Origin of the sequence: Micromonospora chersina (assembly GCF_900091475.1) — a bacterium.
Taxonomy (GTDB): Bacteria; Actinomycetota; Actinomycetes; order Mycobacteriales; family Micromonosporaceae; genus Micromonospora; species Micromonospora chersina.
In genome coordinates this window covers 3,666,325-3,685,191 of record NZ_FMIB01000002.1, presented here as the reverse complement: position 1 = coordinate 3,685,191, position 18,867 = coordinate 3,666,325, and the positions used below count along the sequence as shown (strand labels likewise).

Below are 18,867 nucleotides of genomic sequence, written 5' to 3'. Positions count from 1 at the left end.
ATGTTTCCCCCGCCGCGCGTGGGGGCACCGATCCGTGGTGGACGCCGGGTCGATGCTGGACGGTCGCTACCGGCTGCTGGACCCGCTCGGGTCGGGCGGCATGTCGGTGGTCTGGCGTGCCCACGACGAGGTGCTGGGGCGGGACGTGGCGGTGAAGCTGCTCTCCCCGGACCTGGCGGCCGACCCCCAGCTGCTGCACCGGATCCGCGCCGAGGCCCGCGCCGCCGCCCGGCTGCGGCATCCGAACATCGTCGAGGTGTACGACTACGGGGAGGCGGCCGACGGCGACGGCCCGCCGGTGCCGTACGTGGTCATGGAGGTCGTCGAGGGCCGCTCACTGGCCCAGCTGCTCAGCGGCGGTCCGCTGCCCTGGCGGGTGGCGGTGCTGATCTGCGCCCAGGTCGCCGCCGCGCTGGCCGCCGCCCACCGCCGCGGGATCGTGCACCGGGACGTCAAGCCCGCCAACGTGATGGTGGCCGGCACCGGCGTCAAACTCGTCGACTTCGGCATCTCGGCCACCTCGGGGGACCCGGACGGGCTGTCCGAAGGGCTGCTGGGCACACCGGCGTACCTGGCCCCCGAGCGGCTTGAGCAGGGGGCGGTGCGGCCGGCCACGGACGTGTACGCCCTGGGGCTGCTGCTCTACCGGGCCCTGGCCGGCCGGTTGCCGTGGCGGGCCTCCACCACCACGCAGATGCTCGCCGCTCACCGGTACCGGGAACCCGCGGCCCTGCCGGACCTCGCGGAGGTGCCCGCCGAGATCGGTGACCTGTGCCGGCGCTGCCTGGCCAAGGACCCGGGCGACCGCCCACCGGCCACGGAAGCCGCCGCCGCCCTCGGCGCCGTCGCCGGGCTGCCACCGGCCACCCTGCTGCGCTCCGGCGCCGCCACCGACGACGAGCCGACGCCCACCCGTGCCTGGACGCCGTCCCTCCGCCGGAATCTGGCCGCCGTGCCGCTGGTCGCGGTGCCGCTCGCACGCTGGCGGCGGCTTCCCGCACGGCGGCGGGTCGCCGTCGCCGGGGCCGCCGCGGTGACGCTGCTGGCCGCCGGGGCGGCCGCCGCGCTGTCCGGGGGTGGCCCGTCCGGCGACGGCGATCCGGCCCGGCCCAGCACCCCGGCCGCTCTCGCGGGCATCGGCCAACGCCAGCCGGAGTGCAACGTCCGGTACGCCGTCGCCGGCGCCGTGAACGGGCGGTCCACCGGCCGGGTGACCGTCACCAACACCGGTACGGTGCCGATCGACGAGGCGCGGCTGGTGTTCAGCCTGCCCGACCGGCAGCGCCTCGTGCGGGGTGCGCCCGGCACGTGGCGGCAGAGCGGCGAGACGGTACAGGCGCGCATCGGTGACCTGCCGCCCCGGCGGGCCGTCACCGCCACCGTGGCGGTCACCTACCGCGAGGCCACCTCCCTGCCCGGCCAGTTTCGGCTGAACGACACACCGTGCCGCAGCAGCCTCACGGTCGCCGGGCAGACCAGCCGTCCGGCTCCGCCCCCGAACGACGACCGGAAGGGCGAGGACGGGAAGAAGGGCAAGGGCGGGAAGAAGGGCAGGGACGAGGAGGGCGACGACTAGGGCCCGCCCGCCGGCTGGTCCACCGGGCACGCGTACGCGGTGCGGCCGCCCAGCTGCCAGGTCCGCACCGGGCTGCCGCAGCGGCGGCAGCGCTCCCGCTTGTACACCCACCGCTCGTCCGGCGCGGCCGGGTCGCTGACCACCTGGCCGAGGTCCCGGCCGAGCGCGAGGTGGACGACGGCGAGCCGCCACAGGCGCTCCGCCGCCGGAACGTCCACCGAGCGGGCGTCCGGGTCCAGCCCGGCCAGGAAGAGCAGTTCGGCCCGCCAGGCGTTGCCGATGCCGGCCCAGACCGCCTGGTCGAGCAGCGCGGCGCCCACCGGCGCCCCGGCCGCGGTGAGCCGGCGGACCGCCTCGGCCGGGTCGGCGTCGGCCCGCAGGGGGTCGGGCCCGAGCGAGGCCCGCAGCGCGCGTTCCGCGTCCGCCGGCAGCGGCTCGCAGCGGATCGGCGCGATGAGGTCGTACGCCACCGCCGGGCCGGCCAGCCGCAGCCGGGTGCCGGGGCGGGGTGGGACGGCCGGGTCGTCGTAGCGCAGGAAGAGCCCGCGCATGCCGAGGTGCACGTGCAGGACGGGCGCGTCGGGAAAGTGGTAGAGCAGGTGCTTGCCGTCGGCCTCGACGGCCCGCAGCGGCCGTCCCGCGTAGGGGGCCGGGTCGAAGCGCCCCTGCGGGCTGGAGAGCGTGACGTCGCTCCCGGCGAGCGCATCGTGCTGCTCCCGTGCGTACCGGTGGATGAGGTGACCCTCGGGCATGTCCGGCGCGTACCCGGCCGGGCGGGGCGGAAACGACCGTGGGCCGGCCACACCGCCGCCGTCGCCGAGGTGTCGGCCACGCGGATATCTGCTGTGGTCTATGTCACGTTAGCGTGCCGGCACGCCGGCCGTCCCGCCGGCGCTCCGACGGGAGAACGCCATGAAGACACCGTGGAAAGCCGCCGCCACCCTCGCCGCGGCCCTCCTCCTGGTCCTGCCCGGCGGCGTCGCCGCCCGGGCCGCGAGCACGCCCTACACCAAGACGCCGGTCGCCGGCTCGCTGCGCAGCTACCCGGTCTCCGCCGTGTACGTCGCCGGGGTCTCCTCCGGCGGGTACATGGCCACCCAGCTCCAGGTGGCCTACTCGGCGCGGATCCGGGGCGCCGCGATCTTCGCGGCCGGCCCCTACTACTGCGCCCAGAACAACGTCTCCCAGGCCCTCTACGGCTGCGGCGACAACCTCTACCCGACCCACGTCGCCACCCTGGAGAGCTACACCCGCACCTGGGCGTCCTACGGCTGGGTCGACGGCACCGGCAACCTCGCCGGCCAGCCGGTGTACGTCTACCACGGCGGCAACGACGGCACCGTGAAGAAGTCGGTCACCGACGACCTGGTCCGGTACTACCAGGACTTCGGGGCGAGCGTCCGCTACGACTCCGGCAGCGCGGCCGGCCACTCCTGGGTCACCCCGTACGGCACTGTGGGGTGCACGGCCACCGCCTCGCCGTTCCTCGCCGACTGCGGCACCGACCCGCAGGGCGCCTTCCTCGGCAAGCTGCTCGGCTCGGTCGCCGCGCCGAACACCGGCCCGCTGGGCGGCACCCTGATCCGGTTCGGTCAGGACACCTTCGCCACCAACGGCTGGGCCAACGGGCTGAGCATGGACGCCAACGGCTTCGCGTACGTGCCGAGCACCTGCGCCGCCGGGACCACCTGCCGCCTGCTGGTCGCCCTGCACGGCTGCGCCCAGGGGTACGCGAAGGTCGGCACCGCCTTCGTCGACCGGGCCAACCTCAACCAGTACGCCGACACCAACCGACTCATCGTGCTCTATCCGCAGGCGGTCGCCAGCGGGGTGAACCCGAACGGCTGCTGGGACTGGTGGGGCTACCTCGGCGCGACGAACTATCCGATCAAGGGAGGTGCCCAGGTCGAGACGATCATGAACATGGTGCGCCGTCTGGACGGCTGAGCCGGGAATCCGGCCCGTACCGGCAGGTGCGGGCCGGTCGGCTGCTGCGATACCGTCACCACGTGATGGTCGAGGAGCACTGGTGGAACGGGGTCAGCGCCCCGCGTGGGCGCCGTGACGTCTACATCCGCACGGACGGGCAGCGCTGGGAAGTGCAGGCCCAGATCGGCGGCGCCGCCGGCCGGTCGAAGATCCAGGAATGCCCGAGCCGGGGCTCGGCGAGCATCCTGGCCGGTGCGTGGCGCGGCAGCGGCGCCGGCTGGCGCGAGGTGCGGCGCTGACGCACCCCCTTCACCGCGTCGGCCCTGGTCGCCGACGCTGAGTTCCACGGCGGCCCGCCGGGCGTGAAAACCCGCCCGCTCCGGGCCGCCGGCACGCCTGCCGGCGTGACGACGAACGCCGCCGGCAGGTCACCGCATCGCGGATCCTCTCCAGGCACGTGCCGATGAGCGGCACCTCCGCCGCGTCGACGGCGGGCGTACGCCGGGTGACCGGGCTCACCCGAGGCGCCGGACCGCGTGAAAGGCGCGTCAAGAAACCGGCGGGCGCCGTCACGGTCCCGTTATAGCCCCTGTCCGCTCGCTCGAACCGGCGTTGTGATGGGCCGGCGCGACCACAAGACGGTCGCCCGACAACGTCCGGTAAGAGGAGTCAGCCGTGTCCGACGTGGTGTTCGTGCTGGTGACGGTGGGGCTGTTCGCGGCTCTCGCCCTCGTCGTGAGGGGTGTGGAGAAGCTGTGAGCACCGTCAACGCCGTCGGCCTGGTGCTGGCGATCGGCCTGGGCGTGTTCCTGGTCGTCGCCCTGCTGCTCCCGGAGCGGTTCTGATGAGCACGACAGCAGCCGGTGTGCTGTTCATCGTGTCCCTGGTGGCGGCGCTCGTCGCCGTCTACCGGCCGTTCGGTGACTACCTGTACCGGGTGGTCTCCGGCACCCGGCACTCCCGGGTCGAGCGGGGCATCTACCGCCTGGTCGGGGTGAACCCGGCCGCCGAGCAGACCTGGGGCGTGTACGCCCGCAGCCTGCTGGCCTTCTCTGCCGTGTCGATCCTCTTCCTGTACGCGTTCATGCGGCTGCAGAACCACCTGTGGCTCTCCCTGGGGCTGCCACCGGTTATGACGCACGGCGCCTGGAACACCGCGGTCTCGTTCGTGACCAACACGAACTGGCAGTGGTACTCGGGCGAGTCGACCATGGGCCACCTGGTGCAGATGGCCGGCCTGGCCGTGCAGAACTTCGTCTCGGCCGCGGTCGGCATCGCCGTGGCGGTCGCCCTGGTCCGCGGCTTCGCCCGCAGCCGCACCGGTGAGCTGGGCAACTTCTGGGTCGACCTGACCCGGATCACCCTGCGCGTCCTGCTGCCGGTCTGCGTGCTCGCCACGATCGCGCTGATGATCGGCGGTGCGGTGCAGAACCTGTCGGCCGGCACCGACGTCACCACCCTGACCGGCGCCACCCAGCACGTCACCGGCGGACCGGTCGCCAGCCAGGAGGCGATCAAGGACCTCGGCACCAACGGCGGCGGCTTCTACAACGTCAACAGCGCCCACCCGTTCGAGAACCCGACGGGCTGGACGAACTGGATCGAGATCTTCCTGCTGCTGGTGATCCCGTTCAGCCTGCCCCGCGTCTTCGGCCGCATGGTGGGGCAGAACCGGCAGGGGTACGCGATCGTCGCCGTCATGGCGATCCTGGCGCTGGGCAGCATCGCCGTGACCAACGGGTTCGAGCTGGCGCACAGCGGCACCGTGCCGCAGGCGGTCAGCGCGGCGCTCGAGGGCAAGGAGACGCGGTTCGGCGTGTCCAACTCGGCCATGTTCGCGTCGTCGACCACGCTGACCTCCACCGGCTCGGTCGACTCGTTCCACGACTCGTACACGGCGCTCGGCGGCGGGATGTTGATCCTCAACATGATGCTCGGTGAGGTGGCGCCCGGCGGTGTCGGCGCCGGCCTGTACGGCCTACTGGTCCTCGCGGTGATCACGGTGTTCGTGGCGGGCCTGATGGTCGGCCGCACGCCGGAGTACGTCGGCAAGAAGATCAGTTCCCGCGAGATCAAGCTGGCGTCGCTGTACTTCCTGGTGACTCCGGCGCTCGTGTTGGCCGGCACGGCGGCGGCATTCGCCACGGGCAACAACTCGACGGCCTTGAACGTCGGCCCGCACGGCCTGTCCGAGGTCCTCTACGCATTCACCTCGGCGAGCAACAACAACGGCTCCGCCTTCGCGGGCATCACGGTGAGCACGCCGTGGTGGAACACCGCGCTGGGGTTGTGCATGCTGCTCGGCCGGTTCCTGCCGATCGTCTTCGTGCTCGCGCTGGCCGGTTCGCTCGCCCGCCAGCAGCCCACCCCCGCCTCCGAGGGCACCCTGCCGACCCACCGGCCGCTGTTCGTCGGGATGGTCGTCGGCGTCACGGTGGTCCTCGTGGCGCTCACCTTCCTGCCGGCCCTCGCGCTCGGCCCCCTCGCCGAGGGGCTGTGACCACCATGAGAGAGAACGACATGACCACCTCCACGCCGGCACCGCACGGTACGGCGGACGCCCCCACCGCCGGCACACCCGCCACCCACGGCAACCGGGGCGGCGGACTGCTCGACCCGAGGCAACTCGTCCGGTCCCTGCCCGACGCGCTGCGCAAGCTCGACCCGCGCACCCTGTGGCGCAACCCGGTGATGCTGATCGTCGAGATCGGCGCGCTGTTCACCACCGTCCTCGCCGTGGCGGATCCGTCGGTGTTCGCCTGGGCGATCACGGTCTGGCTCTGGCTGACGGTGATCTTCGCGAACCTCGCCGAGGCCGTCGCGGAGGGCCGGGGCAAGGCCCAGGCCGCCGCTCTCCGGAAGGCGAAGACGGACACGGTCGCCACCCGCGCCCTGGGCTGGACCCCTGGCGCCGCGCCCGGGACCTTCCGCACCGAGTCGGTGCCCGCTCCGCAACTGCGGCAGGGCGACGTCGTCGTGGTCGAGGCCGGAGAGGTCATCCCCGGCGACGGGGACGTGGTCGAGGGCATCGCCAGCGTCGACGAGTCCGCCATCACCGGCGAGTCCGCGCCGGTGATCCGGGAATCCGGGGGTGACCGCAGCGCGGTCACCGGCGGCACGAGGGTGCTCTCCGACCGGATCGTCGTGATGATCACCCAGAAGCCGGGGGAGAGCTTCATCGACCGGATGATCAACCTGGTCGAGGGAGCCAACCGGCAGAAGACCCCGAACGAGATCGCGCTGAACATCCTGCTCGCCGCGCTCACGATCATCTTCCTGCTGGCCGTGGTCACGCTCCAGCCGCTCGCCATCTTCTCCAAGACCTACCAGGCTGCCGCACCCGACTCCGGCGCGGTCACCGACGCCGGGGTCACCGGTGTGGTGCTGGTGTCGCTGCTGGTCTGCCTGATCCCGACCACCATCGGGGCACTGCTGTCGGCCATCGGCATCGCCGGCATGGACCGCCTCGTGCAGCGCAACGTGCTCGCCATGAGCGGCCGGGCCGTCGAGGCGGCCGGGGACGTGAACACGCTGCTGCTCGACAAGACCGGCACGATCACCCTCGGCAACCGGCAGGCGGACGAGTTCCTCCCCGTGGAGGGCGTGACGGCCGCCGACGTCGCCGACGCGGCGCAGCTGTCCAGCCTCGCCGACGAGACCCCCGAAGGCCGCTCCATCGTGGTCCTGGCGAAGAACGAGTTCGGGCTGCGCGAGCGCGAGCCCGGCTTCATCCCGCACGCCACCTTCGTGCCGTTCACCGCCCAGACCCGGATGAGCGGCGTCGACCTCACTCCGGACGACGGGCCCGTGCGGCAGATCCGCAAGGGCGCCGCCGCCGCGGTCATGAAGTGGGTCCGCGAGAACGGCGGCCACCCGACCGAGCAGGTGGGGCAGCTCGTCGACGAGATCAGCGGCATCGGCGGCACCCCGCTCGTCGTCGCCGAGCACCTCGACGGCCAACCGGCCCGCACGCTCGGCGTCATCCACCTGAAGGACATCGTCAAGACGGGGATGAAGGAGCGGTTCGACGAGATGCGCCGGATGGGCATCCGGACCGTCATGATCACCGGTGACAACCCGCGTACGGCCAAGGCCATCGCGGACGAGGCCGGGGTGGACGACTTCCTCGCCGAGGCCACGCCGGAGGACAAGCTCGCCCTGATCCGCAAGGAGCAGGAGGGCGGCCGGCTGGTCGCGATGACCGGCGACGGCACCAATGACGCGCCGGCCCTCGCCCAGGCCGACGTCGGCGTGGCCATGAACACCGGCACGTCGGCCGCCAAGGAGGCCGGCAACATGGTCGACCTCGACTCCGACCCGACCAAGCTCATCGAGATCGTCGAGATCGGCAAGCAGTTGCTGATCACGCGTGGGGCGCTGACCACGTTCAGCATCTCGAACGACATCGCCAAGTACTTCGCGATCATCCCGGCCATGTTCGCCGGCATCTACCCGAGCCTGGACCGGCTGAACGTCATGCGGCTGGCCAGCCCGGAGTCGGCGATCCTGTCCGCTGTCGTCTTCAACGCGATCATCATCGTCGCGTTGATCCCGCTGGCCCTGCGGGGCGTGCGCTACCGCCCGGCTGCCGCGTCGAAGCTGCTCAGCCGCAACCTGCTGGTCTACGGCCTCGGCGGAATCATCGTGCCGTTCATCGGCATCAAGCTCATCGACCTGCTCATCCAGTTCATCCCGGGGATCTCGTGATGCGCCTTCCTTCCTGGCTCTCCCAGCACCTGGCCGCCCTGCGCGCGCTGCTCGTCTTCACCGTCCTGCTCGGCCTCGCCTACCCGCTGGCCCTGGTCGCCGTCGGCCGGGTCCCCGGGCTCGACGGCAAGGCCGAGGGCTCGCTGGTGCGCGTGAACGGCACGACCGCGGGCAGCTCGCTCATCGGCCAGTCCTTCACCGACGCGGACGGCAACCCCGTCCCGCGCTACTTCCAGTCCCGGCCGTCGGGCGCCGGCGAGGGCTACGACCCCACCTCCACCTCGGCCAGCAACCTCGGGCCGGAGAGCGTGGTCGACACCATCGCCACCGACCCCGACGACTCGACGCGGAGCCTGCTCACCCAGGTCTGCTCCCGCAGCAGGGCGGTCGGCGAACTCGACGGCGTCGACGGGCGGCGGCCCTACTGCACCCCGGACGGCGTCGGCGCGGTGCTGGCCGTGTTCCGTGCCGACGGGCTGACCGGGCGGATCACCCGGGTGGTGAGCGTCAACCAGGTCGCGCCGGCGACGCCGTTCGTCGGCACCTGGCAGGGCGTGCCGGTGGAGCTGGCCGAGCCCGGCCACGACTACGTGGCCGAGGGCGGCCTGGTCACCCCCGTCCGGGGCGACGCGCCCGCCCGGTCCGCCGTCCCCGCCGACGCGGTCACCGCCAGCGCCAGCGGGCTCGACCCGCACATCTCCCCGGCGTACGCGGAGATCCAGGTGGCCCGGGTGGCGCGCGAGCGCGGCGCGGACCCGGCGGCGGTCCGGAGGCTTGTCGAACGGCACACCACGGGCCGGGCGCTCGGCTTCATGGGCGAGCCCGGGGTGAACGTCCTCGACCTCAACCTGGCGCTCGACCGGCAGTTCCCCGCCCGCTGATCAGGGAGGATGGTGCCGTGGCCAGGGGAGAACTCCGCATCTACCTCGGGGCCGCCCCCGGCGTCGGCAAGACGTACGCGATGCTGGAGGAGGCCCAGCGGCGGGCCGAGCGCGGCACCGACGTGGTGATCGGGCTGGTCGAGACGCACGGCCGGCCGCACACCGCCGCCATGGTCGGTGACCTGGAGGTGGTGCCGCGCCGTTCGATGATCTATCGCGCGGCCGAATTCACCGAGATGGACCTCGACGCCGTGCTGGCCCGGCACCCCGAGGTCGCCGTCGTCGACGAGCTGGCACACACCAACGTGCCCGGCTCCCGCAACGAGAAGCGCTGGCAGGACGTCCAGGAGCTGCTCGACGCCGGGATCAGCGTGCTCACCACCGTGAACATCCAGCACCTGGAGTCGCTCAACGACGTCGTCACCCAGATCACCGGCACCACCCAGCGGGAGACCCTGCCCGACCAGGTGGTCCGCGCCGCCGAGCAGGTCGAGCTTGTCGACATGACCCCGGAGGCGCTGCGCCGCCGGATGGCCCACGGCAACATCTACCGCCCGGACAAGATCGACGCGGCCCTCGGGAACTACTTCCGGGTCGGCAACCTCACCGCGCTGCGCGAGCTGGCCCTGCTCTGGCTGGCCGACAAGGTCGACGAGCAGCTCGACGCGTACCGGGCGCAGCAGGGGATCTCGGCCACCTGGGAGGCCCGGGAGCGGGTGGTCGTCGCCCTGACCGGCGGGCCGGAGGGGGAGACGCTGATCCGCCGGGCGGCCCGGATCGCCGCCCGCGGGAAGGGCGCCGACCTGCTCGCCGTGCACGTGGCGCGCAGCGACGGGCTGGCCGGGGCCGACCCGGCCCGGCTGGCCCGGCAACGGGTGCTGGTGGAGAGCCTGGGCGGGACGTACCACCAGGTGCTCGGCGCGAACATCCCGGCGGCGCTGCTCGACTTCGCCCGCGGCGTCAACGCCACCCAGCTGGTGCTCGGCGCGAGCCGGCGCGGGCGCTTCGCCCAGCTGCTCTCCCGGGGCGTCGGGGTCACCACCACGGCGCTCTCCGGGCCGATCGACGTGCACCTGGTGACCCATCCCGAGGCCGGCCGGGGCCGGCGGGCGGCGGAGGTGCCGGCCGCGCTGTCCCGGCGGCGCCGGCTGCTCGGTTACGCGCTCGCGGTGCTCGGCATGCCCCTGCTGACCCTGCTCCTCGCGGCCCTGCCCGACCTCAGCCTGACCAACGACATCCTGCTCTTCCTGGCCGGGGTGGTCGGGGTGGCGCTGGTCGGTGGGATGTGGCCGGCGCTGGTCGCCGCGCTGGGCAGCTCGCTGCTGCTGAACTGGTTCTTCACCCCGCCGTTCCACACGCTGACCATCGCCGAGGCGGACAATCTCCTCGCCCTCGGCGTGTTCGTCGGGGTGGCCATCGCGGTGAGCTGGGTGGTGGACGTGGCCGCCCGGCGTACCCGGGAGGCCGCCCGGGCCTCGGCGGACGCGCAGACCCTGGCCACCGTGGCCGGTGGGGTGCTGCGCGGTGAACGGCCGCTGCCCGCGCTTCTCGACCAGCTGCGGGAGACCTTCGCGTTGCGCGCGGTGAGCGTGCTGGAACTGGTGGCGGAGGCGGAGGGGCGGCCGGGCCGGGCCCGGGAGGCGGCGGCCTGGCGGGTGGTGGCGAGCGTCGGGGAGGCGCCGCCGGGCAGCCCCGGCGCCGGGGAGACCGCCGTGCCCGTCGACGACCGGCTCACCGTGGTCCTCGCCGGTCGCCGGCTGGAGGCCGCCGACCGGCGGGTGGTCGAGGCGTTCGCCGCCCAGGCCGCCGTCGCGCTGCGCCAGGAACGCCTCGCCGCGGAGGCCGCCGCGGTCCGGCCGCTCGCCGAGGCCGACCGGATGCGCACCGCGCTGCTCGCCGCCGTCAGCCACGACCTGCGTACGCCGCTGGCCTCGGCGAAGGCGGCCGTGAGCAGCCTGCGCAGCCACGACGTCGAGTTCGACGCCGACGACCGCGAGGAACTGCTGGCCACCGCCGACGAGTCGCTGGACCGGCTGGGCCGGCTCGTGGCGAACCTGCTCGACATGAGCCGGCTCCAAGCCGGCGCGCTCGGCGTCACCGCGACCGCGATCGGGCTGGAGGACGCCGTACCGCGGGCCCTGGACGAGCTGGGCCCATCGGCGGCCGACGTCACCACGGACATCCCCGCCGACCTGCCGGCCGCCGCCGCCGACCCGGGCCTGCTGGAGCGGGTGCTGGTCAACATCGTGGCCAACGCGCTGCGGCACAGCCCGCCCGGCCGGCCGCCCACCATCACCGCCAGCGCCCACGCCGGGCAGGTCGAGCTGCGGGTCATCGACACCGGGCCGGGCATCCCCGAGGACCAGTGGGAGCACGTCTTCCTCCCGTTCCAGCGTCTCGGCGACCGGGACAACCAGACCGGGGTCGGGCTCGGGCTCGCCCTGTCGCGCGGGCTGGCCGAGGCGATGGGTGGCAGCATCACCCCGGAGACCACCCCGGGCGGAGGGCTGACCATGGTGTTGCGGCTGCCCGCCGCCGAGGAGAGGGGCGAGGGGTGACCCGCATCCTGGTCGTCGACGACGAACCGCAGATCCTCCGCGCGCTGCGGATCAACCTGCGCGCCCGCGGCTACGAGGTCCAGGTCGCCGAGACCGGCACGGCGGCGCTGAAGACCGCGGCGAGCCACCCGCCCGACCTGGTGGTGCTCGACCTCGGCCTGCCCGACCTGGACGGCGTCGAGGTGATCCGGGGCCTGCGCGGCTGGACCACCGTGCCGATCATCGTGCTCTCCGGCCGGGCCGGCAGCGAGGACAAGGTCTCCGCGCTGGACGCCGGGGCCGACGACTACGTCACCAAGCCGTTCGGGGTGGACGAACTGCTCGCCCGGATCCGGGCGGTCACCCGCCGCCTCGGCGGCGCCGCCCCCGCCGGGCCCGCGCTGCGGATCGGCCGGCACACCGTCGACCTGGCCGACCGGACCGTGACGCGGGACGACGGCGCCGAGGTCAGGCTCACCCCGACCCAGTGGGCCATGCTGGAGAAGCTGCTGCGCAACCCGGGCAAGCTGGTCAGCCAGCGCCAGTTGCTGCACGACGTGTGGGGACCGGAGTACCAGCACGAGACCAACTACCTGCGGCAGTACATGGCCCAGCTCCGGCGCAAGCTGGAGGACGACCCGGCCCGGCCGCGGCATCTGATCACCGAGCCGGGGATGGGTTACCGCTACCGGCCCTGACCCGGGCCGCCGGCCGCCGCGGGCCCGCTGGTCGCGGCCTCGTGCCACCGCCGGTCGACAACCAGCATCACGACCAGCACCAGCACCACGGCGGCGAGCTGCGCGCCGGCGTTGAGCCGCGTGCCGACCGGGATGGTGGCGAGCACGGCGGCGCCGGTGACCAGCCGGCTCAGCGCCGGAACGCCGTGCAGCGACCGGCGCAGGCCCGCGATCCCGGCCAGGTACAGCGCCACGCCGCCGGCCAGCGTCAGCGCCGGGCGCCAACCCGCCGTGTGACCCGGATGGGCCACCGCGGCGTGGATGCCGGCCGCCGCCACCACGATGCCGAGCAGCAGCGGGATGTGCCCGAAGCCCAGCCGGAGGGCCAGCCGGGTCCGCTCCGGGCCGGCCGCCGCCAGCCGCTCCTCCTGCCCCGGGGTGTCGGTGAAGTACGTCCACCACAGCGCGGCGGGCAGCGCCAGCGCCAGGGCGATGACGGCAACCGTGCCGATCCCCACGTGGGCGGTGTCGACACCCATCCCGATCGCCACCACCGACTCGCCCAGCGCGATGATCACCAGGAGCCCGTGCCGTTCGACGAAGTGCCCGGGCTGGAGGTGGAACGCGGACAGCAGGCGCACCCAGGAGATCCGGGGCACCAGGTACGGGACCACCGACTGGAGCGCGAGCGCCGCGAGCCAGCACGCGTACCGGGCCGTGCCGTCGAGGAGGCCGCCCACGAGCACCAGCACTGCCGACCCCAGGTTGTAGACGGCGAGCCGGGCCAGTGCCGGACCGATGCGGGCCCGGGTGAACAGCAGCAGGTGGACGCTGATCACCACGAGGTAGCCCACGCCGAAGAGCAGCCCGGTGCCGCCGAAGGCGTCCGGCACCGCGACCGCGGCCAGCAGGAAGCCGACCATCCCCACGAAGAGCAGCAGCTTCTGCGCGGGCACGCGGGGCGGCACGTGGTTGGCCAGCCACACGTACCCGTCGAACATCCACCACAGGACGCCGAAGAGCAGCAGCACGCGGGCCAGCCCGGTCGGCGACAGGTCCGCCTCCAGCACCCGGGTGAGCTGGGTCAGGGTGAAGACGAACACGAGGTCGAAGAAGACCTCGACGGTGGTCACCCGGTCGGCCGGTGCCGGGTCCCCGGGCCCCGGACGCGCGGGTGTCATGAGGACCGAGCGTAGACCTCCGCCCCCGGCCCGGGGCCGTTCTCCGGGTGTCGCGACCGGTCGGCACGGGAGACGGCCCAGAGCACCACGGTGCCGAGCAGCGCGGCGACCGGGGCGATCGCCAGCCCGTACCGGAGGCTCGTCGACACCAGCGGGCCGGCGAGCGCGGAGCCGGCGGCGCTGCCCACCACGAACGCCGTGCTCACCCAGGCGAACGCCTCGGCCACCGTGCCCGGCTCGGCGAGCCGCTCGGCGGTGAGGAAGATGGCGGTGAGCACCGGGGGCAGCGCCAGCCCGCTCACCACGAGCAGGCCGGCCATCGGGACCGGGCCGGGGGCGAGCAGCAGCGGCAGGTAGCCGATCGTGAGCGCGGCGGCCAGCAGCGGCAGCCGCCCGGGCCCGCCCGGCCGCGCCCGGGTGTAGAGCAGGCCCCCGGCCAGCGCCCCGGCCGCCTGCGCCGCGAGCAGCCAGCCGCTGAGCCGCCGGTCGCCGGCCGTCTCGGCGTAGCCGGTCACCGCCACGGCGATGCTCCCGACCGCCGCGCCGACGCCGACCACGCCGGCCATCAGGAGGGTGAACCGGGGTACGCGCAGCGGCCCGGCCCAGTGCCGCACCGCCGGCACGCCGCGCCAGGCGCGGACGGCGGGGCTGAGCGCGTACGCCGCGGTGCCGGCGAGCTGGAGGACCCCGGCGGCGACCAGCCCGGCGGCCGGGCCGGCCACGGTCACCGCGAGGAGGGTGACCAGCGGGCCGACCACGAAGATCACCTCCTGCACGGCGATGTCCAGCGTGTACGCGGTGGGCACCGTGGCGGGCGGGAGCAGGGCGGGCCAGAGGGTACGCAGGCACGCCTCCAGCGGCGGCGTGCCCAGCCCGGCCACGGCGGCGCCGAGCACGGCGCCGGTGACGTGCCCGCCGGTCAGCGCCACCGCGCCGAACCCGAGGCCGGAGAGGATCGCGGCGCCCCACAGCACGGGCGGCTGCCGCCAGCGGTCCACGGCCCGGGCCAGCAGCGGGGTGCCCACCGCCATCCCGGCCGTGTACGCGGCGACGAGCAGGCCGGCCGCGGCCAGGCTCAGCGACTGGCGGGCGAAGAGGAGCAGGGCCAGCGGCCCGCTGGCGGTGGGCAGCCGGCCGACCTGGCTGCTGAGGAGGACCCGGAGGACCTGGGGTGCGCGCAGCACCGCCCGGATCCCGGAACTGTCGACGGACATGGGACATCGCTCCCGGTGCGACGTGACGGGGACAGGAGGCGTCAGGTGCCGGGGCGCCTCAGGGAGCGAAGTCGGCCCGCTCGTGGTCGTTGCCGTAGAGCGGCAGGGCAGGAGTGAGCCACTGGGCGTACGCGGCCGCCGCGGCCTCCACCGGGATCACCCGCCGACGGTAACCCACCGGCCAGCCGGACGGAAAGCTCCGATTGGAGCATTTGGGGCGTTCTGCGCGGATAGGCTCTGCCGTGCCCTGCCGAGCCGCTGACCCGGGAGACAGCCATGTCGCACCACCTCGACACCCCGCTCGCCGCCCAGAGCGGCCAGCTCTACCTCGACGACCTCTACGTCTTCGACGGCGAGCGCGGGACCGTCCTGGTCATGGACGTCAACAGCTCGGTGACCCGCGCCGACATCAAGCCGGGCTTCCACCACGAGGCGCGGTACGAGTTCAAGGTGCACGTCGACGGCAGCGAGATGGAGGAGCTGACCTACCGGGTGGCCTTCGGTGAACTCGACGGGCAGGGCCGGCAGGAACTGACCGTGCACGCCCTCACCGGCGCGGAGGCGTACGACGACGCCGCCACCGGCACGCCGGTCGCCCAGGGCCGCACCGGCGAGGAGGTGACCGGCGACCACCTGCGGGTCTGGGCCGGGCGGATCACCGACCCCTTCTACATCGACCTGGACCAGCTCGCCACCGTCAACGACGCCTTCAAGAACGGCGCCGCGCTGGACCGCTCCGCCTGGCGGCCCGAGAACGCGAAGAACAGCTTCGCCGGCACCACCGTCGACTCGATCGTGCTGGAGGTGTCCCGGGACGCGCCGATGCTGCGCGTCGGCACCCGGATCGGCGTCTGGGCGGCCACCAAGCTGGCCACGGACGCCGGCGGATGGCGGCAGATCAACCGCGCCGGGCACCCGATGATGTGGCCGATCTTCTGGCCCACCGACACCGACTTCTCGAACCCCGCGAACACCCGCCACCCCTGCGAGGACCTGCGGGCCGACGGGGAGGAGATCGCCTCGACCGTCGCCCGGGTGGTGGCCGCCAACGGCACCGCGCCCGACCCGGGGGCGTACGGCTGGAGCGTGGCCCGCGAGGTCTACCCGGACGTGCTGTCCTACCAGGTCGGCACGCCGGCGAACTACGGCTTCGCCCTCCGCAACGGGCGCACCATGGCCGACAACGCCCCCGAGGTGATGTTCTCCCTGGTGCTCAACACGGGGGTGACCTCCGGCCTCACCCCGGACATCACCAGGGACGCCCGGGCCGCCGCCTTCCCGTACGTGGTCCCCGCCGGGCGGTGAGCTCCTGAGCCGGGTCGGGCCCGCGCCCCCGGGCGGCCACGACCCGACGGGCCCGGCCGCCGTTCCGCGCCCCGTGGTGCCACGACTGCTGGTGCTGCTGGCCGTCGCGTCGGGCGTGCTGGACGTGGTGTGTGTGACCCGCCTCGGCGGCTTCTTCGCCAGCGTGATCACCGGCAACCTGGTGCAGGTCGGCCGGGCGCTCGCCGCGGGGGACCTCCGCGCCCTGGCGGGCGGTGCCGTCGCGGTGGGCGGGTACGCGGCCGGGGTCGGCGCCGCCAGCCACGCGTTGCGCCGCGCCGGGCCGGGCTGGCGCCCGCGTTCCACGGCTGTCGCGACGGCCGAGGCGGCGTTGCTGGTCGTGGTGGCCGCCGGCTGGCTGGCGGCCGGCGCGCGGCCCGGCTACGGCACCGGCCTCGTCCTGCTCGGCCTCGCCGCGACCGCCAGCGGTACGCAGACCGCGCTCACCCTGAGCCTCGGGGTGCCCGGCGCGTCGACCACGTACTTCACCGGGTCGCTCACCGACGCGGTGCGGCGGGTGCTGTCGGGTCCGCGCCGGTTCGCCGCCACCCGGGGTGGGCTGGGTCGGTTGGCCGGGTTGCTCGCCGGCGCGGCACTCGGCGGGGTGCTGCTGGAGGTCGCGCCGGCCTGGGCGCCGGCGCCCGCGGCGGCCCTGGTCGGGCTGGTTTCCCTGGTCGCGCTCCGCCGTATGTAGGAATTCTCCGTTCGGGATATTGACTCAGGTGATTTCCAACACAACAATCGCCATCTATATCGACATCCATCGTTGTCGGTAAGCGATCGGAGAGGAGGTATCCATGGCGGCCATACGAGGCGAGGTGTCGTGGTTCTGCTGCGGCACCGCCTGGGGACCGTGCGGCACCGCCGGTGGCGGCGCCTGCGGCACCTGCAAGTCCGGCAACTACCAGCACGCCTGGCCGAACACCTCGGACGCGTGCTACGCCATCACCCACCCGGACACCTGTGGCCTCAGCATGAGCCGGCGGGGGTGCGGCTTCCGGCACTACACCACAAACCTCTGCAACGGCGCCCGGGTCGGCACCACCATCGCCGACTGCGGCCCGCAGACCGACCTGTTCTGCGGTGAGCGCACCTGCTGCGGCTCGGCCTGCGGCAGCAACCGGATCATCGACCTGACGCCCGCGGCGTTCAGTGCGATCGGCAGCCTGTCCGTGGGGCTGCGGCCCTGCTCGGTCGACACCGTCTGAACGGGAGGGTTCCGCCATGCCCCAGACCCTGGACCGCCGCCGCCTCCTCGCCACCGCCGCGCTCGGCGGCGTGGTGGGCGCCACCGGACTCGGCTCGCTCGCCCCCGAGGCGGCCTTCGCCGCCGAGCCGGCGACAGTCGAACCCGGCGCCCCCGACCCGAACTTCGTCGAGGGCCGCATCAGCAAGATCTCCGGCCACCTGCTGCTGGTCACCGGATCCGACACCGTGCTGCACTCGATCCGGATCACCGACGGCACGAGCATCTGGAAACTGCACCCGACCACGTTCGACCAGGTCGCCATCGGCGACGGGCTCTACGCCCGCGGCGTCCGCCTGCCCGACGGCACGCTCGCCGCCGACTCGGTGTGGGTCAACATCGTCAACCTGCACGCGCACATCGCCGCCGTCGGCCGCAACCTGCTGCACCTCGACCACAAGGGCCAGCGCATCGTCGCCCACGTCGTGCCCGGCCGGTCCGCCGCGGTCTACAACGGCACCCCGGCCGTCAGCGACCTGTCGCTGCTCCGGGTCGGCCGGCACGTCCAGGTGCTCGGCGCCTGGCACCCGGACACCAACGAGATCGACATCGCCACCGTCTACGCCGCCGCCTGACCGGTACGCCCGACGGCTCCGGCCCGGCGTCAGGCACGCCGAGCCCGGAGCCGTCGCAGGGCGGCACGCCACCCGTGCCGCCCGGGCGTCACCCGTCGGCCCCACCCGAGGGGAGAACCCATGATCGACATGATCGCGGCGCTGCAACCGCTGGTCGTCGGTGCGGTGCTGATCTGGTCCGCACGCGTCAAACTCCTCAACCGGCACGCCGCGACGGTCGCCCGCCGCTCCGCGCTCGCCCCGCTGCTCGGGGAGGGCCGCGCGCTGCCCGCGTACCGGCTGCTCGGAGGCGTCGAGCTGATCCTCGGCGCGCTCCTCGTGCTGCCGCCCGCCCTGCGGCTGGAGAACGCCGTCGCCACCGCCCTGGCCGCCGGCTTCCTCGGCTACCTCACGTACGCCCGCCGGACCGCGCCCACCTCCTCGTGCGGCTGCCTGAGCAGCCGGCCGACCCCGGTCTCCGGTCGCGGCCTCGGCCGGGCCGCTCTGCTGGTGGCGGCGGCCGGGCTGGCCACCCTGGCGCCCGGCGGCTGGCCCGCCGCACTCGCCGACCGCCCGCTCGCCGGCGGCGCCGCGCTCCTGGCCGAGGCGGCGGCCGTGGTGGCGCTCTCGCCCGAACTGGACGCCGCCTGGCTGCTGCCGCTGCGCCGGCTGCGCGCCCGGCTGACCAACCCGCTGCGCGGCGGCACCGGTCTGCCGCTGCTCGCCACCGTGCAGCAGGTCCAGCTCAGCGACTCGTACCGGCGGGTGGCGCCGCTGCTCCGCTCCGACGTCCGCGAACACTGGGACGACGGCGAGTGGCGCTTCGTCGGCCACGCCGCGCGCTACCAGGGCCGGCCGGCCACCGCGGTCTTCGCGGTGCCGCTGGTCGGCGGCGAGCCCGACGCGGTACGCGTCGCCGTCGTCGACGACGCCACCGGGCAGACGCTGCTGGCCCTGGCCGGGGCCGGGCGGCCCGCCGGCCCGCGGCTCGACGTGGTCCCCGCGTAGCGGTCGACGGGACCACCGGACACCCGGTGGTCCC

At 74.0% G+C, this 18,867-nt stretch carries 17 protein-coding genes; 14 read left to right on the top strand and 3 right to left on the bottom strand.

The window, feature by feature from the left end; translation table 11 throughout:
- The first annotated feature begins 34 nt into the window (after positions 1-34).
- Complete coding sequence (locus tag GA0070603_RS16945; RefSeq protein WP_139131885.1) at positions 35-1,576, top strand: serine/threonine-protein kinase; 1,542 nt, start codon at positions 35-37, stop codon at positions 1,574-1,576.
- On the opposite strand, the gene GA0070603_RS16940 is transcribed toward GA0070603_RS16945, so the two are convergent.
- Positions 1,573-2,328 carry an Fpg/Nei family DNA glycosylase gene (locus GA0070603_RS16940; RefSeq protein ID WP_091314721.1) on the bottom strand — a complete coding sequence of 252 codons (756 nt, stop codon included), beginning with the start codon at positions 2,326-2,328 and terminating at the stop codon, positions 1,573-1,575. The two genes, GA0070603_RS16945 and GA0070603_RS16940, sit on opposite strands and share 4 nt — an antisense overlap.
- Positions 2,329-2,488: 160 nt before the next feature.
- Here GA0070603_RS16940 and GA0070603_RS16935 point away from each other — a divergent pair, with 160 nt between their 5' ends.
- The 8 genes from GA0070603_RS16935 to GA0070603_RS16900 all read left to right on the top strand — a co-directional run bounded on the left by GA0070603_RS16935 (position 2,489) and on the right by GA0070603_RS16900 (position 12,328).
- Complete coding sequence (locus tag GA0070603_RS16935) at positions 2,489-3,523, top strand: extracellular catalytic domain type 2 short-chain-length polyhydroxyalkanoate depolymerase (RefSeq protein ID WP_091314715.1); 1,035 nt, start codon at positions 2,489-2,491, stop codon at positions 3,521-3,523.
- Positions 3,524-3,588: 65 nt separating this feature from the next.
- Complete coding sequence (locus GA0070603_RS16930) at positions 3,589-3,804, top strand: hypothetical protein (RefSeq protein ID WP_229791389.1); 216 nt, start codon at positions 3,589-3,591, stop codon at positions 3,802-3,804.
- Between the two features lie 456 nt (positions 3,805-4,260).
- A complete protein-coding gene (gene kdpF, locus GA0070603_RS16925) occupies positions 4,261-4,350 on the top strand; it encodes a K(+)-transporting ATPase subunit F (RefSeq protein ID WP_091314711.1) in 90 nt (29 codons plus the stop codon).
- Positions 4,350-6,005, top strand: a complete 1,656-nt coding sequence (kdpA, locus tag GA0070603_RS16920) for a potassium-transporting ATPase subunit KdpA (protein ID WP_091314708.1) — start codon at positions 4,350-4,352, stop codon at positions 6,003-6,005. Before kdpF ends, kdpA begins: the two co-directional genes overlap by 1 nt.
- Positions 6,006-6,025: 20 nt before the next feature.
- Entirely contained in the window at positions 6,026-8,212 is a 2,187-nt protein-coding gene (gene kdpB / locus GA0070603_RS16915; protein ID WP_091314705.1) for a potassium-transporting ATPase subunit KdpB, read from the top strand.
- Positions 8,212-9,093 carry a potassium-transporting ATPase subunit C gene (locus GA0070603_RS16910; RefSeq protein ID WP_091314701.1) on the top strand — a complete coding sequence of 294 codons (882 nt, stop codon included), beginning with the start codon at positions 8,212-8,214 and terminating at the stop codon, positions 9,091-9,093. Before kdpB ends, GA0070603_RS16910 begins: the two co-directional genes overlap by 1 nt.
- Before the next feature lie 17 nt (positions 9,094-9,110).
- The gene (locus GA0070603_RS16905; RefSeq protein WP_091314697.1) at positions 9,111-11,651 is read left to right on the top strand and encodes a sensor histidine kinase; all 2,541 of its coding nucleotides are present in this window, start codon (positions 9,111-9,113) and stop codon (positions 11,649-11,651) included.
- The gene (locus tag GA0070603_RS16900; RefSeq protein WP_091314693.1) at positions 11,648-12,328 is read left to right on the top strand and encodes a response regulator; all 681 of its coding nucleotides are present in this window, start codon (positions 11,648-11,650) and stop codon (positions 12,326-12,328) included. Before GA0070603_RS16905 ends, GA0070603_RS16900 begins: the two co-directional genes overlap by 4 nt.
- Here the strand turns inward: GA0070603_RS16900 and GA0070603_RS16895 are convergent.
- Complete coding sequence (locus GA0070603_RS16895) at positions 12,316-13,488, bottom strand: low temperature requirement protein A (protein WP_091314690.1); 1,173 nt, start codon at positions 13,486-13,488, stop codon at positions 12,316-12,318. The genes GA0070603_RS16900 and GA0070603_RS16895 overlap by 13 nt on opposite strands.
- Positions 13,485-14,702, bottom strand: a complete 1,218-nt coding sequence (locus tag GA0070603_RS16890) for an MFS transporter (RefSeq protein WP_208862896.1) — start codon at positions 14,700-14,702, stop codon at positions 13,485-13,487. The genes GA0070603_RS16895 and GA0070603_RS16890 overlap by 4 nt, the downstream gene beginning before the upstream one ends.
- 276 nt (positions 14,703-14,978) lie before the next feature.
- Between GA0070603_RS16890 and GA0070603_RS16885 the strand changes: the two genes are divergently transcribed.
- From GA0070603_RS16885 to GA0070603_RS16865, 5 genes are all read left to right on the top strand, one after another.
- The gene (locus tag GA0070603_RS16885) at positions 14,979-16,007 is read left to right on the top strand and encodes a DUF4331 family protein (RefSeq protein ID WP_091314686.1); all 1,029 of its coding nucleotides are present in this window, start codon (positions 14,979-14,981) and stop codon (positions 16,005-16,007) included.
- A gap of 73 nt (positions 16,008-16,080) precedes the next feature.
- A complete protein-coding gene (locus GA0070603_RS16880) occupies positions 16,081-16,719 on the top strand; it encodes a YoaK family protein (protein WP_244282542.1) in 639 nt (212 codons plus the stop codon).
- Positions 16,720-16,822: 103 nt separating this feature from the next.
- On the top strand, positions 16,823-17,233 hold the full coding sequence (locus tag GA0070603_RS16875; protein ID WP_091314680.1) for an RlpA-like double-psi beta-barrel domain-containing protein: 411 nt from the start codon (positions 16,823-16,825) through the stop codon (positions 17,231-17,233).
- A 16-nt stretch (positions 17,234-17,249) separates the two neighbouring features.
- The gene (locus GA0070603_RS16870; protein WP_091314678.1) at positions 17,250-17,846 is read left to right on the top strand and encodes a cell wall protein; all 597 of its coding nucleotides are present in this window, start codon (positions 17,250-17,252) and stop codon (positions 17,844-17,846) included.
- Between the two features lie 120 nt (positions 17,847-17,966).
- Complete coding sequence (locus tag GA0070603_RS16865) at positions 17,967-18,833, top strand: MauE/DoxX family redox-associated membrane protein (RefSeq protein WP_208862895.1); 867 nt, start codon at positions 17,967-17,969, stop codon at positions 18,831-18,833.
- Positions 18,834-18,867 lie beyond the last annotated feature (34 nt).

What these genes read in the sequence shown, in the direction of transcription:
- GA0070603_RS16910 (WP_091314701.1), top strand. Translation starts at nt 8,212, where the DNA reads ATGCGCCTTCCTTCCTGGCTCTCCCAGCACCTGGCCGCCCTGCGCGCG.
- GA0070603_RS16875 (WP_091314680.1), top strand. Translation starts at nt 16,823, where the DNA reads ATGGCGGCCATACGAGGCGAGGTGTCGTGGTTCTGCTGCGGCACCGCC.
- kdpB (WP_091314705.1), top strand. Translation starts at nt 6,026, where the DNA reads ATGACCACCTCCACGCCGGCACCGCACGGTACGGCGGACGCCCCCACC.
- GA0070603_RS16935 (WP_091314715.1), top strand. Translation starts at nt 2,489, where the DNA reads ATGAAGACACCGTGGAAAGCCGCCGCCACCCTCGCCGCGGCCCTCCTC.
- GA0070603_RS16940 (WP_091314721.1), bottom strand. Translation starts at nt 2,328, where the DNA reads ATGCCCGAGGGTCACCTCATCCACCGGTACGCACGGGAGCAGCACGAT.
- GA0070603_RS16885 (WP_091314686.1), top strand. Translation starts at nt 14,979, where the DNA reads ATGTCGCACCACCTCGACACCCCGCTCGCCGCCCAGAGCGGCCAGCTC.
- GA0070603_RS16890 (WP_208862896.1), bottom strand. Translation starts at nt 14,702, where the DNA reads ATGTCCGTCGACAGTTCCGGGATCCGGGCGGTGCTGCGCGCACCCCAG.
- GA0070603_RS16930 (WP_229791389.1), top strand. Translation starts at nt 3,589, where the DNA reads ATGGTCGAGGAGCACTGGTGGAACGGGGTCAGCGCCCCGCGTGGGCGC.
- kdpA (WP_091314708.1), top strand. Translation starts at nt 4,350, where the DNA reads ATGAGCACGACAGCAGCCGGTGTGCTGTTCATCGTGTCCCTGGTGGCG.
- GA0070603_RS16895 (WP_091314690.1), bottom strand. Translation starts at nt 13,488, where the DNA reads ATGACACCCGCGCGTCCGGGGCCCGGGGACCCGGCACCGGCCGACCGG.
- GA0070603_RS16865 (WP_208862895.1), top strand. Translation starts at nt 17,967, where the DNA reads ATGATCGACATGATCGCGGCGCTGCAACCGCTGGTCGTCGGTGCGGTG.
- GA0070603_RS16870 (WP_091314678.1), top strand. Translation starts at nt 17,250, where the DNA reads ATGCCCCAGACCCTGGACCGCCGCCGCCTCCTCGCCACCGCCGCGCTC.